Origin of the sequence: Sulfodiicoccus acidiphilus (genome assembly GCF_003967175.1) — an archaeon.
Taxonomy (GTDB): domain Archaea; phylum Thermoproteota; class Thermoprotei_A; order Sulfolobales; family Sulfolobaceae; genus Sulfodiicoccus; species Sulfodiicoccus acidiphilus.
This window is the reverse complement of the sequence record NZ_AP018553.1, coordinates 1,814,089-1,829,456: the sequence shown is the minus strand read 5'-3', so window position 1 is coordinate 1,829,456 and position 15,368 is coordinate 1,814,089. Positions and strand designations below refer to the sequence as shown.

The following is a 15,368-nucleotide window of genomic DNA, read 5'->3' as shown; positions in this document are numbered from 1 at the left end:
AACAAGGTGTACAGAAATGTGTGGAAAAGGTGGTAAAAATGGTGGGTAATATTAAAGGTAAGAAAGAGGAGGGCGATACCGTGAAGGAGGAGTTGGTTCAGGAGATGCTCAGGGAGTTTAGGGGGGCGAAGTGAAGAATGTACTGAAGGAGGTGATTGAGGAGACGCTCCAGGAAGTCATGAAGGCGGAGAGGGATCACTTCCTCAGGTCGTAGAGGGAAGGTAGGGTGAGGAACTACGGCAACTGGTACTACGGGAGTGAGCTCAACGTGTTGGGCATGAGCTTGAACTTACATGTCCCCAGGGACAGGAAGGGTCAGGTCCTCAATTCTCCCAGAAGCGTAGAGGGCGGGGGATTACGACGAGCCGGTGATCAAGCCCTTGGCCAAGGGTTTTCAAGGAGGAAGTGAAGGAAGTGCTCAGGGAAGTTGGGATGACAGGAGGTGGAAGAGAGATGGCCTCCAGGATGGCGCAGTTCATGAACCACAGGACCAGGGAGATTGGGGAGGAGACCTTCGTCACATTCATGACATATCACGCAAAGGTGAGGAAAGAACAGGGCAAGATAGTGACCTACTCGATGTACTTGGCGTTGGGAGTGGACTTCGAGGCAAGTCCGTGCTCAACCTCACCGTGAGGGAGCGGAGGACCTCAAGGGATGGAACTAGGCACGGAACCTCGTGAGGAGAGGGCTCTCCCACGCTTCCCTCTTCGTCACGGACGACTTCCGCGGACTTCACAGGCCCTCCAAGTACTTCCCGTCCTCGAGGCACCAGCTCTGCCTGGTCCACCTGGAGACCTCTACAGGAACTTACCCGAGGAGGACGCTACCGCAGTGAAGGAGCGCATGAACTTCAAGTCCTGCAGGGACGTGGAGTGCGACAGGAGAGTGGTGGGAGAGATGTCCGAGCTCGCCTCGAGGAGGGAGCCTAGTTACGGGAAATAGCGGAGGGGGTTGAGAACTACGTGGCCTTCCTAAACTAGGGAAGAGATGACCTCCATCTACACTAACAACAGCTGCGAGTCCTTCTTCTCCACCTGAAGGAACGAGAGGCTCATGAGCTACTTCTCCTCCCAGGAGTCCCTGGACACAACGCTCTTCGTCATGGCCTCGAACCTGGAGGAGGGCTGGGAGAGGCACTTTAACTCAGCCGTGAAGTCGCAGAGCTACTGGCTCAGGCAGATCTTCGAGGTGCAGTTCAATGGAGGCGATTAACATGAGAGTTTGTAAGTCATTGTACACATTTGTATTGGGTACTCTCGGCTACGGCGAGCAATTGAACCCCGGGCTCGAGCTTCCTGTGAGACGAGCACCAGGTGAAGTAGTTCCCGTACCTACTGGCCACCCTATGGACCCTAGAGTGTAACTTGTGGTCGAACGTGTAGTCCACTATCACCACTGGTCCCTTCACTACACTCTTCAACGCCTCCAGGTACTTCCCCAACGCGTCCTCCAGCTTCCCCAACGCTTTCAACAGGTTGGCTTAGTTCAACCCGAACGTCAAGACAGCGTTACTCACGCTGACCCTCCCTCCTATCAACCCCAGGAGGGCCAGACCCAACGCCACCCTCCTGCTCAACCCCTCCAACCTCAGCACCCCCAGCAGCGAGTTGAAGGCCCTCCTGAACTCTGCCCTATCCTGTCCAGCTCCTTCTCGAACTCGCACCTTTCACTGGGCCAGATCCGACTCTAAAAACTTTCTTGGTAGCATCCGCAACCCGGTACTACCGAGGGAAAGTAGCATAACTGCTAATAAGTTTAAACTGCTCCAACACCGTAACTTGGGAGAGACTCCAACCTCTCTTGGGAGTACACGGGAACCTGTACTCCGTTTATCATGGTTTGCATAGTGGGGCTCTGGGGTCCCTCGTTTTAACCTTTTCCCCTCCCCACCCTTCCTTGATAATACTAAACATTTAGTATTACATCGGTGGGCAAACTGGTCTCCTCTCCTCAATTTCGTGGTTAATTCGATCTTTCTCCTTTAATCTATTGAAATTAAACTAATTTTCTTCGACTTAGGAGAGATATATCCATATTTAAGAAATTCCCTCTTCAGGAGTAAAATTGGTGAAACACCACTGCACCACTGAATTTCTTCGCCGAATAAGCTCGAGTCAACTGAGATATTACAATTCGCAAAGGATCCCTGAATCGCCCCTGAGTATTTACACTATATTGTTCTCTCCTACCTCTTAGATATGGCAGAGTTAGAGTAATTCCTGAGATGATTAAGGGAACCATTCACGGTGTGAGGGAAAAATGTTTTTTAGTAATGTTATATACATACCCGCCGTGGAAAGGAAGGTTATAGTTGAAATAGCGATGACATATCTCCCCGATATAGGCGGAGGAGAGACCCACTTAAGGGATGTGGTCTCTTACCTGTCTAAGTATTACGATACGGTAGTCATTACAATGAAACCGTATCAAAACAGAAAGGAGAGGCTACCCTTCGTAGAGAAGACAGGAAGGGTCACAGTGATAAGGCTTCCTAGGCCTTTGAGATCTTTAATTTATAGAAATAACGAATGGAAACCACTAGCGAGTCTGATATATCTCCCCTTGCTCACCATATATGTATTTATCTGGTCCATCATACACAGGAATGAAGTATTAGCGTTCCACCTTCACGGTCTTCTGATGTCGCCTTTATGTATCCTGCTTAAGAGTGTCATAAGAAGGAGATGTGTTATTTCTGTTCATTTCACTTTCAGGAGAGGGGGCAGGATAGCGGACAGTGTAGTTAGATGGAGCTTAGCTAGGGCTGACTGTATTCTAGCCCTTTCTGAACTTGAGAAGGAAAATCTGCTCAAGTTCGGAGTCCCCAGGGAGAAGGTTAAAAGGTCACGTATTGGGTCGATCTAGAATTGTTTAAACCGATTGAAAGGACTGCTGCGAGAGAGAGATTAGGGATAGATAAGTCTGTCTTCATGGTTCTTTTTGTAGGTAGGCTTGTAGAAGGGAAGGGGGTTCATATAGTCTTAGAAATTGCGAAAATCATGAAAGATGTCGAGTTCTATATCATAGGGGACGGTCCTTTAAGAGAGGATGTGACAAGAGCCTCGCTTGAGGCCAGGAATGTGCACTATGTGGGACCGGTAAATAACTTATCCCTACCTGTTTGGCTCAGTGCATCCAACGTACTAATAGTGCCTTCTACTGGTGAGGAAGGATTTGGTAGAGTGATAATTGAGGCCTTAGCGTGTGGTATTCCAGTTGTGGGGAGTAATTTGGGAGGAATCCCTGAGGCTATAGGACCTCATGTAGGGAAGATAGTGCCTCCTACGCCAGAGGAGTTCATGAGGGCAATTAGAGAAATAAGTAGGTCACCCTATTCCAGTCAAGAAATAAGGAGGTATGCCGAGGAGAGGTTCAGCATTAAAAACGCTGAAATCATTCTAAGAAGTCTGACGGATCGGTAAAGATCTACCCCTAATTTAAAACCTTCCGCCTTTTAGGGAGAGAGACATGGCGAACATAACTGTAATAGGGGCTGGAGGGGTTTATAACGCAGAGTATTTCTTTGTTAAATCTTTGAGATCCTTAGGAAATTCAGTACAGTTCGTGGATCAGTATGAGGGAGTATCCAGGAAGTTCCTCACACGGTTCCTCTCGACTAGGTTCCGACCGTATAGATTAGTCTTATCCAATCTACCAATTAATAGGAGACGATTTGAAAGGGTTGACTTAATCCTAGTGTTTAAGGGTGAGCTGCTCACCGGTGATACACTCTCTAGACTCTCTGAGCTAAACACATATCTCTTTTACACTGATACCTACAAGTTTCCCATACTCCTGAAGAATAGACTTCATTACTTTCGGGGATAATAACGACCACAGAGAGGGTGGAGCCCTACATTAGGATGAACGCTTCTAAAGTCATTACATTAAGGTGGGCTTGTGACCCTCATTTTCATAGGCCCATTTCGTCCGCCAAGCTCTACGATGTTTCCTTCGTCGGCACGTTCTATCCGAACAGGTGGAAAACGATGAGGAAACTGAAGGTTAAACCCCACGTGTTCGGAAGTCTATGGTTCCTGAAGGTTGGACACCATCACCCTCCCGTTTACGGTGAGGACTACGTGAGTGTCATAAACAGTACTAAGGTAAATCTCAACATCCATCATCCGGTGGATCTGACAGCAGATTCTCCAAACATGAGGACGTTCGAAGTGGCTGGGAGTGGCGGCTTCCTCCTCACGGAAAGGATGGATTGCCTCGGGAAGCTCTTCAGGAGGATCGAGACGTATTCGGGAGTAGAGGAACTGAACGAGAAGATAGAGTATTACTTAAGGGATGATAAGGAGAGGGAGGAAATAGCTCTTGGGTTGAGGGAGGACTGCCTAGAGAGGCACACTTACTTACATAGGGCACAGGAACTGATGAGACTTGTTTAACCACTAACGTGAAAATGTGGTTAGCTTGAAATTCATAATTTTAACCTAAATTACTCTTCATAGGATAGATAAGAACTCATCAGATTTACTAACGTGAAGCCATTAGATCATAGCTGACAGTAGTTGATTTTAATCTTTGAGATAACAACGTCCATTATCTCCAAAAATTTAGGTGGGTATAACTAAAATTGTTTCCCAGATCACTTCTCGAAAAGAAGGGATTTCATTATTATATGTAATATTTTCATGACTGCTCTTGAACTTGAGAGATTATACTAACACAAAGTGGCCAGTTTTTACCTAGTTAAATGGGACTAGTAGTCAACTATGAAGGACAAGCCTATATAGCTCAAGTATTTTCCTCCTCGCAACCTCATTGGACCTGATCACGTATTCCCTGCTCTCCCTACCCATCTTCTCCAACTCTTCACAGGTTAGGGAACTAATTATGTTGGCCAATGCTCTAGGATCCCTTGGATGGAACTTGGGGCTCACCTTGAACACTGCCCTGAACGATGGTATATCGCTCGTGATCACTGGTAAGCCCACAGAGTAAGCTTCTAACCCTACGAAGCCGAGCTCCTCGTACGTTGAGGGCAACACAAGGAGGTCAACCTCTCTCATGAGAGATATCACATCTTCTCTAGAGAGAGTTTCATGTCTTATCAGCTGGAAGGTGGGTCTTGGACCTGGTTCCCTCCCTCTCCCTACCAAGTGGAGCTCGACTGGGACCTTTACTAGCTCAAGGGCCTCCATGACGACACGTAAGTTTTTCCTGGGCATTCCGAGATCCCTCGATACGAATAACACCCTTAAGGTGCTACATTGATAGCTCTTAGGGGGTCTGGGCTCTACTGGAGGAGGGACGAAGTGCCCCGTCTCCCTACTGACGTCTATTACGAACTTCGCTCTCCTCCTAGATCGCCTGTCCATGAGGTAATGCTGGAGAGTTACGGGGAACGCTCCCCATTTCTCTACAGAGGAAAGACCCGTAAGTCTAATCCACGCCAGTTCTAAGTAGGACACGTATCCCCACCTCGTTGTTACGAAACGCTGACCTACACTACCCCAGGGAGATAAGGTCTCGTGGATCAAATCGAATTCCTTAGCCACTTCCCTCACCCTTTCAGCGTTCCTGAGGAAGGTCATGAGGGGAAGAGCCCTTGATCTACCGCGTAGGCGGATTGCGATGACGTCAACGCCAAGGAGGTTAAGGTCCTGAAACGCAAGGAGTGAGACCTTTACGTCCTTGGAGAGTAGCTTGGCTAATTCCTGAGTATATGAAGAGATTCCTGAGCTGCCCGCATCAAAAGCTGAAACTAATACTCTCACGGTGGGAAAAGGGAAGGAGGATTTAAGAGTTTAAGCTTTGAATCACGTTCTTTTGTATTTTCGAAAGTTCTCGTTCAGCCAAACCACAGAAGCGCCAGGTCTCATGGTAATGGACCCTTAACCTCCAAAGGCCGAGGTGAGACTTATTAAGGCGAAGAGGCTTCCGATGTTCTACTTCCGTGAGTTTCTGGGTTTCCGTTTCCCTTCAGGTAACAAGGAAATGTAAGTATTAGGTTCACTGATGAGAGAGAAACGTGTTCTGAACTTATAGAAAAGCACAGGGATAATATCAACCCTGGGACAAGGCCTTAACTTATGTTACATTACGCGGGGAAACTCGTCTCCTTTCCTCAACTTCGTGGTCAATTCAGTCTCTCTTGTCCAATCCATCAAAACTAGACTAATTTGATTCACTTAACAAGAGATATACCTCTGTTTAAGAAATTTCTTCTTCAAGAGTAAAATTGGTGAAACATTACTGCAACCGCTGGGACTATTTTGTCCCAGACCCTCAAATACAGAAAACTATTTAAATCTTCTCTAAGAGGAGGTGAGGAAGAGATGGGAGTTGCCTCCGAAGATCACCGTAATTGTACCAGCCTATGAGAGGAGACAATACATTCTTCATGCGCTGAAGTCCATAGATAGACAGACAATAAACAGGGATTCTTTGGAAGTAATAGTCACTAAGAACTTCAAAGACGATGTAATTGATAAGTTCGCGGAGGAACGAGGATACGTCAACGTCGTAATGAACGAAAAAAGATATGGGGTACGTTTGGCTGCCGCCATCGAAGAAGCTCGAGGGGAAGTGATCACCGTACTTGAAGACGACGATTTGTTCCACGAGTCAAGACTCTCAGACGTTCTGCACGCTTTCGCTGCAAATGAAAAGCTCCTCTACTACCGTAATAATGCGATTCCCGTAGATGGACTAGGTCACCTAATTGAGAATAAGAAGGTTCAGCTAGGACATTCTCCAGAACCACTTAAGGAAAGTTTCACAATCAAGAGTACGGATCTTCTGGAATTGAAATATATGCCGACAGCCTTCTGGACCAATCTGAGTCGTCAGGCGATTAGGAGAGACACATTGTACGGACACATTGATGTCCTGAAGAGATTAAGCACTGGAATAGACCCGTTCCTCTTTTTAGTTTCGATTGCAGAGAACGGCGATCTATATAACTCTGGGAAGGCTCTAACTTACATAAGGCTCCACGACGAGAACGACTCCTTTCACAGGCTGGCGAGATCATACGAAACGTACAAGCAACGGAAAAGGGACTATTTAATTAAGCAATATGAATCCGCTATTGTTATAAAGAAATATTTTTATGGGAAATATAACGAATTTATAGATAAATTTGTAGAAGTCATGTATCTATATGCTATAATTACTGGTTCTCTGTTTCCAAATTACTACAGGAATTTCCCGGCTGCGATTAGATTAAGCGATATTTTAAACTATATAAAGTATAAAAGACAAATAAAAGTGCCTTATGATAGAAAGGTGTTTTTAGCGTATTTGGTGTCGAAGTTCCCCGATTCGATTAAGGAGTGGCTCGTAAGACGCTTCAGGCCGTAAAAGGGACCTAACCCAACTCTCCTGGCCAAATTGAAAGGAATTGGATGGAGACATCCAGTCACTCGAGGAACGGGACATCAATGCGTTATCTTTGGAGTGAATGAGTCTCGTCTGTGTCGGTGACCACGTTAACGGGAGTTAGTTTTTTATTCCCCTCTCGTTTCCCTTCATGTGAACCCCTTCACGGGAGGGCTCAAGTTCCTCGGTACTACAGCCTTCAACGCCGTCCTCGCCCTCCTCTTCTTCCTGTTCGCCGCCAGGTACGAGACTCCCGCCTTCGTGGGTAAGGTCGCGATCCTGCAGCTCCTCGAGGTCATCGTGGGTTCGTTTCTAACTGTCATGCCCTACCAGGTGGTGAGCAGGGAGGCAGCGCACGCGAAGGGACTCGACAGGAAAGAGGACGTGTCCTCGACCGCCCTGGGACAGGCCCTTCTGGTCTCTCCAGTCCTCCTCTTCCTCTTCCTGTTCCCTTCCTACCTGTGGATGGGGATACCCTACTTCGTCCTGTACCTTTACTCCACTTACCAGAGCTCGATACTACAGGGGATGGGACTGTTCACCGAGGCAAACGTCGGCAACGTAGCCTTCTCCCTAGGTAGGTGGGGACTGTCGACCATTGCAGTCGTGGAAAGGAGCGTTCCCCTCCTCATCCTCGTGTGGACTGCAGGTGCAGCGGCAAAGACGGTGTACTACCAGCTTCACCTGGAAAGGCCCTCCTTTTCCTTGAAGGTGTTCGGGGACGTTTTCAGGACAGGTGTTCCGGTTTACATCACCAACGCCGTGGCGTTCCTGTCGGGACAGGGTGACAGGGTGACTACGGCTTACTTGTTGGGTTCCTTCTCCCTCGGGATATACCAGTTCGCGGCCCTCCTCGCCGGAGTCCCGGCCTTGCTCTTGAACTCGCTCTGGGGGGTCGTTCTCCCAGGGGTGACCTACTACACGGCGAGGGGAGTTGACGTCCGCAGGGCTAGCTCGCTCACGTTGAGGCTCTACTTCCTCCTCTCACTTCCGTTGGCTGCGATAGGGGTGGGGCTGGCTCCCCCGTTGGTGCGGGAGCTGTTCCCCCAATACGTCCCAGGGCTCACCTCCCTCGAGCTCCTCGTCCTGTTCGTCACAGCCACCTCACCTTTCATTGCGCTCTCCAACGTGATCATAGCGGCCAAGAGGGACTATCGGCCGCTGGCCCTGATAGGGGTGGTGAGCGCAGCAGAGGTCGTGGTCACCTCCCTCCTCTTGATACCGAGGATGGGAATCCTAGGTGCTGCCCTCTCCCAGGTGGGGAACACAGTCCTCACCTCTGCCCTCTACCTCTACTTCACCGTGGAACAGGGGTTGCTCTCCCTCGGAAGGAGGGAGCTGGTCGGAATTGGCCTCTTCGGCGCCACTTTCGTGTCGCTCTGGAACCCGTGGATAGCTTTCGTGCTGGTGCTGTTAGGTGCGAAACTGGGAGGGCTCATAAGTAGGGCCGACCTCACCTCGCTCAGGTCCTTCATCCCACCTTCCTTAAGCTTCTTGGGGAGGGTGATAGAGGCGATGGCCCTAGACTGGTGAGAGGTGTGGCGTGAAAGGAATTAGAAACGAAGCCTTTTCAATTAAGTTGGAAGAAGGAATTCCATACATATGTATGAATCCTTCCCCGAGAAGGTCCTCAGTGGTTCACCTTTCCCACCGTCGATTCCGCTCACACCCACCATTGGACAGTCAAGGGATCAGGGGAACACCGTATGAACCGGAAATCCGTCGACTCGAACCAGAGTCATTCACCCCAAAGATAACGTATTGACGTCCCGTTCCTCGAGTGACTGGACGTCTACACAACACAGGTGATGAGCGTCAGGTGGTGGGAAAGTCATACTAGAGTCGGAGGCTAGTTCGATTTACTGCACCGAGCCCACCTTCACGACCGCTCGAGATCCCGATAGAAGATCCTTACGGTCGATTTGACTAGATGTCAATAGACTCTCTAAGAGTGATCGATTGGTCTAACCTTAGCCGGGGTAAAAGTAATGTTGACTAGGAGGTGTTCTAACTCATCGACGCAATGTTCTCTTTTAAACGCCATCGTACGATTCGGGTTTTCGTTTTTAAGGACGGCTTTTCGATGACGCTTGGAAGTTTAACGAATGTAGGTGTGGTTGAAGATCAGGGGCGTAGTAAACACAGAACAAGGGAACCAGTATTCTCCCATGGAGAGGACCTGGGCAGACCTCACTGTCTCCAGGACGTACTTCCTGCTGGGGAGATCCCTTTCGTAGAGGTATACAACTTAAAGATTGTCTATTAAGTTCACGAAAAATCCTACAGTTAAGTCGTATGACCCATTGAACCTCCACTTCACAGGGTGAGAGGCCATACGTCTTCGAGAGATGAACGAGCTCGTGGACAGTCGCCACGCCCTGCCCACGTGGTCCTTGATAGGTTTCGATCGCGCGAGTTGTTGTAGGTTAACGGCTAGTTGTCTTGTGCTGTAGGGGAAGTGATTGGGCCTGAACCTACTCACCTAGAACTCGATCCCCTCGTCTTCGCCCAGCTGCGGAGTAGGGGGCCTGTAGCGCTTAATTGCGTTCCCCAATTCGATAGAGTCCTTCTTCAACACACTCTCTTAGGAAGAGGCTTATTCCGGCATCCTTAGGACGAAAAACCCGAAAGTTCAACAGTTACTATTTCTCCTCGTAGCTAATAAGTACAGGTGTTAGCAAAAGGAGAGGTGGGTTAAAACCCACCATACGTAAACAACCTCTCTTACTTAACTGCTGCTCAATTGGGACGCCTTTTCTCGAAGCTCCGAGAGATTGAACACAATGAATTGAGGACGAGAGTTCCCACAGTGAGTCGATCTGTCGTATTCTATAGCAATAAACCTAGGTTGAGGGGGCGGAAGAACGCTCATCGTTGAAGAAGTTCTTCGTTGTCCCTTTCAAGCTGACCGTCTATTGCCCTCAATACAGCCCTAGCTAGAAACTTCAGCGACTTCACACCCACCGCACAGCGCCAAGGAACCCCCTACAGACTCTGATAAACTGTATCTAATCCAGTCTCTTCCTCTTAAACCCAAATAGAGGTTGTTTCTAACTACGAGGTAATACCTCACGGGGTTGTTGTAAACTAGGATGCCTCTTGCGCTTTCGGAACGATGCCCCAGATGGACGAGTTTGGAGAGTAGGAGTAACGTGTGGCCACAGACGTTGCGGGGAGGCCTTACCCCCTCTCCGACTTGATGTCGGATCATGGGTTTATCGTAGACGTATATTCCCCTCTTCCTAGCTCTGTGGCAATACTCGTTATCTATTACGTAGGAACAGTTGCTCCATATACGGGTTCTCAACGCCGTAGTTCACGTTTACTAGCGTCCCTGAGTTGACGAAGAACCGCGACTCGTGAAAGTTAGTTCCCGGGACTCTCCTTGTTGCTACACCCTTCGGTCCGATTACGCTGAGTAGGACTGGATCCCTGAGTGCAGCGCTCTCTCTCGCTACCACCGACGGCCTGAACTCCTGCAGTATGAGGGAGTCTTGGTCCAGCAGGAGGATCCACTCCTCCCCAGACTTGTGGGCCTCCCTAATGGCGTAGTTGTAAGCCTTTCCCAGGCCTAAGTTCTTGGGGAACCTGACTAACTCTACCCCGCTCACGTCTGGCTCCTTCTCGGAGTCGTTGTCTATCACCATCACCTTAGCCTCAGGCTCGTTCAGCCTCATTAGCTCCACGTTCCTCCTCAGCAGGTTCTCGTCGGGGTCGTGGGTCACGACGAGGATTAACACAAAAGGTTGTCTACAGATAGCTTTTAAAAATACTTCACTAGGAAGAGACGTATCCCTAAGGTTCCTCAGTGCTCAGGTCTCCTATACTATCCATCGCCGGCACCTACACCTGACGTCAGACGCAGTCGGCGATCCAGTACGCTAGTTCCACCATAGGAGTACGGACTGCGAGGTGGGATGAGGAGTGGGGAAACCCCCCTCGAAGCTGGAGTTCCCTGACTAAGGACCTCAAGTCCAAGGGTCAATCCCGACGGGATGACGGGACTGAATGAATCACGTATGTTTAAGCGCCTGAAGCGGATCACGAAACTGCGCCCAAAGTGGAACTAAGACTCGCTGATCCCCTGGGTTGGGGAATGTCTATGCCCGTAACTCCAGAGTGAAGCCAGGGCCAGTTAAGCCTCGATCGATGAGATTGAGCGTTTGTCATGGGTATCCCCTATACCTCGATCGAAAGGCATACAGCTTTGGTGGTCTTGATCCTTGAGGGCGAGCTGAAGTAGAGGGAGACGTATAAGCGAGAAAAAGTGAAATATATTCTCTTCTATCTTGAAAATAAAATAGGTTGAGTGCATTCTGCCGGTTAGAGGTTCACAACTCTCGGTGAACCGTCATTAGGTGTCGATAAAGGGTTCGATCGACAACTCGTATCGAAGTGGTCGTTACACCTCAGTGATCAGCTGGCTCTTCGGACTCCACGAACTTCTCCCTTTTCGTTCCTAATTCTGATTTGGCGACCTACCCTAACGAAGAAAGTCGGGGCCTAGATCTTTTACATAGCTCGGCAACCGACCTCAGTTACTGTCTTCCCCTTTCATGCCGGCCTCATTGCTCTGATGTATCCCATCTTTCTCCATGGTTCACTTACCGTCACCTCGAACCCAAGAGACCTCAGGATCTCTGGGGCCATCGTGGTATTCCATGTAAATTTTATCAATTACTTTCAACTCCTCAACGCTTTTCCTAGTCACCTCGTATTCACATCCCTCGCAGTCCATCTTCAGGAGTTCGACTCTATCTACAGCGTTCTCCACAAAGATACGTCTGAGAGTCACTGCCTCGACCTTCTCTTTCCTGTCGAAGGTTGTACTCTCCGCTATATGTCTTGCTGGGGAAATGGAGTTTGCGTTAGGGGATTTAGTCGACACGAGGAGATCCGCTACCCCATCTTCGCCAGCCAGGGCAGACTTCATTAGTAGCACCCTCCCTCTCAAACCGTTCATTTCGATGTTCTCCTCCGCCAACTTGTAACTCTCGTCCATTGGTTCCAACGCTATTACAGTCCTGGCTCCCCTTAGGGCGAAGTAGATCGAGGAGTCGCCGTTTGACGCCCCGACGTCTATTACCGTCCCTGTGAAGGTGTCACCGTAAACCCTGTCTCGAAATATCTCGACAAGGTGGACCAGGTCAAGTCCTCTCGTGGTTCTAACTTTCAGGCAGACATCTTTACATAGGGTCATGGTTAGCTCGTCGTTCTCCTTAACCCTCCAACCGCTCTCGAGTAGAATCAATAAATTATAGAAATCGTACCGACCTAACGTTATCACTTCTCCCGAATTCAACTTTCCTCTAACAGGCCTCCCAAGGGAAGAATCGTACAGGACTTCAGGCCAATTGGTGCAGTGTTTCCTCGTTAGTCTGAAGTAATTGACGGCAGATGTTAGATTGACCACAGCAGCAAGCTACTCTCCCAGTTGGTATTAAATTTATCCAATTTAAAGGGTCTGGAACAAGAACTTTAGATACCCTCTCGTTTTGTATATGAGACCGTGAATAAGAAGTTGACTCAGAAGGACTTCATGAATTAAGGGAGCCATTGAGGACTCGATCAAGCTCTACAAGGAGGGCAGGTTCCAGGAGAAGGGGGGAGGCTGGCCGCTCCAGGAGGTTCGGCTAGGAGCTTAGGAAGGACTTGAGAGAGGCCGGCAAGTTCGTGAAGCTGAGGGGAGCCTGAGGAGAGAGCTCACGCCTGAGGAGAAGGCCTACCTCCCGGCGAAGGAACTCCTGGGCCTCTCCAACGGGAGGCCTCCCTCCCGGACCCGGTGGGGGAGGAGGTGGAGAGGCCCTACTCCGACCCCGACGTCTTCACGCTCCTCTACAACTTACTCTCCGTCTCCGGCCTCAAGGTGGACGCGGTGATGGAAGGGACCGGTTACTCCCAGGTGGTCACCAGGCACTACAGGACCGAGAGGGAGGTGAAGGGCTTCGTCTACTCCTTCTTCGACCCGGAGGGCAACCTCGCGGCGGCTCACTCCCTCAGGAGCGAGGGGATACGAGGTGGCCCTCCAGGTACTCAGGGAGTTGGGGGTCCAGGCCTCCTCGAGGGCCTACAGGTACTACGGCAAGTCCACTTTGGAGGACTCCCCGGACTCCACGGTCTACTCCCCAAGTCCAACGCCAGCGTGAAGGGGGGACGGAGGGAGGCGATCGGGGGTTAGTGGAGGACCTGGATACCTGCGCGAGTACTTCGAGCGCGAGGAGACGGAGTCCCTCACCGTAATGAGGGGATGGACCATGAACGAGGTCGGGGAGGACATCTGTCCGTCCTGCCAGGGTGGTGATACGCGACCTCCCGTGGTCCAAGGCGTTAGATTAAAGGACCTACGAAGACTACAATGTTAGGAACCGCTGGGACTATTTTGTCCCAGACCGGTATTTCAGCAACCTTCTTTAATCTAAGGATCTACATACCTCCATGAAGGTACTGGTCACAGGGTGTGGAGGGTACATAGGTACGACCTTAGTGCCTTACCTACTGAAGGAGGGCTTCTCGGTGAGGTGCCTCGATCGGTTCTTCTTCGGGGAGGACCTGATCTCGCACTTCTCCGACAGGGTGGAGGTGGTGAGGGGGGACGTGAGGAACGTTGACCCCTCAGTGATGAAGGGAATTGACGGAGTCGTGGACATGGCCTCCCTCTCAAACGACCCCGCGGGGGAGCTCAACCCAGAGCTCACGTTGGCCATAAACTACAGGGGGAGGATCAGAGTCGCTAAAATGGCCAAGGAAGCCGGCGTCAAGAGGTACGTCCTGCTCTCGAGCTGTAGCGTATACGGCTTCAGGGAGGGGTACTCGGACGAGTCGACCGAGCCGAACCCACTCACGACGTACGCCAGGGCCAACCTCCTAGCGGAGAGGGAGGTGCTCCCCCTCAACGACGGTGCCTTCACCTCGGTGGCGCTGAGGCTCGCGACGGTGCATGGGCCATCTAAACGTATGAGGTTGGACCTGCTCGTGAACGGGATGACTTTTAACGCGTACTCCTCAGGGAAGATCACGGTAATGAGGGACGGGACCCAGAGGAGGCCCCTAGTGCACGTGTTCGATGTGGCTAGGGCAGTTCACGCTGCCCTCACCGTCGAAGGTGTAGGGGGAGAGGTAATAAACGTGGGGGCGGACGACCAGAACTACGCTATCATGGACGTCGCCAAAGTGGTGAGGAACGTAGTGGGAGGTGAGGTGGAGATGTACGGTGACCCGGACAGGAGATCCTACGCCGTCAGTTTCAGGAAGGCGAGGGAGCTCCTTGACTTCGAGCCGAAGTTCACGGTGGAGGACAGCGTGAAGCAGATCTACCACGAGCTCCTCCTGGGGAACGTGAAGGGAGACCCGAGGTGGACCACCGTGAAGTGGTACAAATCCATCCTCGAGAGGGACCCTCACGCCCTTGACTGAAGGTTCTCTTCACCGTAAGCTCTTCGTGTCAAGGGAACTACTTTCTCCCTGTTATATGAACAGACCTAGATTGGGTTTGTCCTCCTCGTTATAGTCAGCGTCGTTGGGTGACGCCTGTTCCTACGGAGGTTTGCCAATGATCTAGAGGAGGTAACTTCATTCTCGAGTTAAGACTTTGACAACGTTTTCAAGTTAAGACTTTGACATCGTTCTAACGTCCCGTAAGGTTGAGCGTAACTCACTGCGTCGATAGTAATGAGTCACCTAAAGTCCCGAATATTCTTCCCTAGGACACTGAACCGTCTCATCGAAATCACCAGCCTACACGTCACATGAAACGATAGCGTCACAAGAGCAGTTGAATCTAGCCATTTTTCCCGAAATAAGCGCTCGTGTTCATCGAATGTGTTCGTCGGCCTTTTCTAGTTACTCATCTCGTCCACATGAAAACCGGGTTCGTGGCGATGAAGGGGTTCTAAATTTATGTGAGGATCTCACAAACTACCCGCTGATTGACCAAGTCTTAATACTCCCTAGGGTAATACAAAGGCAGTTCACGTGATGCCAGAAGTATTCTTGAGTTGAGGGAGGGTACTATCCATAAGTTTAACATCGCT

At 50.1% G+C, this 15,368-nt stretch carries 12 protein-coding genes and 1 pseudogene; 8 read left to right on the top strand and 5 right to left on the bottom strand.

Annotation, left to right across the window (positions count from 1 at the left end):
- Positions 1–38 precede the first annotated feature (38 nt).
- A pseudogene (locus HS1genome_RS13365) lies at positions 39–1,215 on the top strand (transposase).
- Positions 1,216–1,231: 16 nt separating this feature from the next.
- On the opposite strand, the gene HS1genome_RS13360 reads toward HS1genome_RS13365, so the two are convergent.
- Together HS1genome_RS13360 and HS1genome_RS13355 are read right to left on the bottom strand one after the other, a co-directional pair.
- Positions 1,232–1,474 (bottom strand): hypothetical protein, encoded by a 243-nt coding sequence (locus tag HS1genome_RS13360; protein WP_158613780.1) that lies wholly within the window; start codon positions 1,472–1,474, stop codon positions 1,232–1,234.
- 9 nt (positions 1,475–1,483) lie between these two features.
- Positions 1,484–1,666 (bottom strand): hypothetical protein, encoded by a 183-nt coding sequence (locus HS1genome_RS13355; protein WP_126450703.1) that lies wholly within the window; start codon positions 1,664–1,666, stop codon positions 1,484–1,486.
- Between the two features lie 629 nt (positions 1,667–2,295).
- Here HS1genome_RS13355 and HS1genome_RS09295 point away from each other — a divergent pair.
- From HS1genome_RS09295 to HS1genome_RS12830, 3 genes are all read left to right on the top strand, one after another.
- Positions 2,296–2,868, top strand: coding sequence for a glycosyltransferase (locus HS1genome_RS09295; protein ID WP_158613779.1), 573 nt, complete (start codon positions 2,296–2,298; stop codon positions 2,866–2,868).
- Positions 2,869–2,870: 2 nt separating this feature from the next.
- Positions 2,871–3,425, top strand: a complete 555-nt coding sequence (locus tag HS1genome_RS09290; protein WP_126450699.1) for a glycosyltransferase — start codon at positions 2,871–2,873, stop codon at positions 3,423–3,425.
- A gap of 567 nt (positions 3,426–3,992) precedes the next feature.
- Positions 3,993–4,400: a glycosyltransferase family protein gene (locus HS1genome_RS12830; protein ID WP_232018753.1), complete on the top strand. Its 408-nt coding sequence runs from the start codon at positions 3,993–3,995 to the stop codon at positions 4,398–4,400.
- Positions 4,401–4,721: 321 nt separating this feature from the next.
- Here the strand turns inward: HS1genome_RS12830 and HS1genome_RS09280 are convergent, their stop codons facing one another.
- Positions 4,722–5,732, bottom strand: a complete 1,011-nt coding sequence (locus HS1genome_RS09280; RefSeq protein WP_126450697.1) for a glycosyltransferase family 4 protein — start codon at positions 5,730–5,732, stop codon at positions 4,722–4,724.
- Positions 5,733–6,282: 550 nt separating this feature from the next.
- Here HS1genome_RS09280 and HS1genome_RS09275 point away from each other — a divergent pair.
- Entirely contained in the window at positions 6,283–7,320 is a 1,038-nt protein-coding gene (locus HS1genome_RS09275; RefSeq protein ID WP_126450695.1) for a glycosyltransferase family 2 protein, read from the top strand.
- 171 nt (positions 7,321–7,491) lie between these two features.
- A complete protein-coding gene (locus HS1genome_RS09270; RefSeq protein WP_126450693.1) occupies positions 7,492–8,871 on the top strand; it encodes an oligosaccharide flippase family protein in 1,380 nt (459 codons plus the stop codon).
- Between the two features lie 1,730 nt (positions 8,872–10,601).
- Here the strand turns inward: HS1genome_RS09270 and HS1genome_RS09265 are convergent.
- Positions 10,602–11,078 carry a glycosyltransferase gene (locus tag HS1genome_RS09265; RefSeq protein ID WP_158613778.1) on the bottom strand — a complete coding sequence of 159 codons (477 nt, stop codon included), beginning with the start codon at positions 11,076–11,078 and terminating at the stop codon, positions 10,602–10,604.
- A gap of 860 nt (positions 11,079–11,938) precedes the next feature.
- Positions 11,939–12,751 (bottom strand): FkbM family methyltransferase, encoded by an 813-nt coding sequence (locus tag HS1genome_RS09260; protein WP_126450689.1) that lies wholly within the window; start codon positions 12,749–12,751, stop codon positions 11,939–11,941.
- 381 nt (positions 12,752–13,132) lie between these two features.
- Here HS1genome_RS09260 and HS1genome_RS09255 point away from each other — a divergent pair, with 381 nt between their 5' ends.
- Together HS1genome_RS09255 and HS1genome_RS09250 are read left to right on the top strand one after the other, a co-directional pair.
- Positions 13,133–13,516 carry a hypothetical protein gene (locus HS1genome_RS09255; RefSeq protein WP_126450687.1) on the top strand — a complete coding sequence of 128 codons (384 nt, stop codon included), beginning with the start codon at positions 13,133–13,135 and terminating at the stop codon, positions 13,514–13,516.
- 257 nt (positions 13,517–13,773) lie between these two features.
- The gene (locus HS1genome_RS09250; protein WP_126450685.1) at positions 13,774–14,751 is read left to right on the top strand and encodes an NAD-dependent epimerase/dehydratase family protein; all 978 of its coding nucleotides are present in this window, start codon (positions 13,774–13,776) and stop codon (positions 14,749–14,751) included.
- Positions 14,752–15,368: the final 617 nt, after the last annotated feature.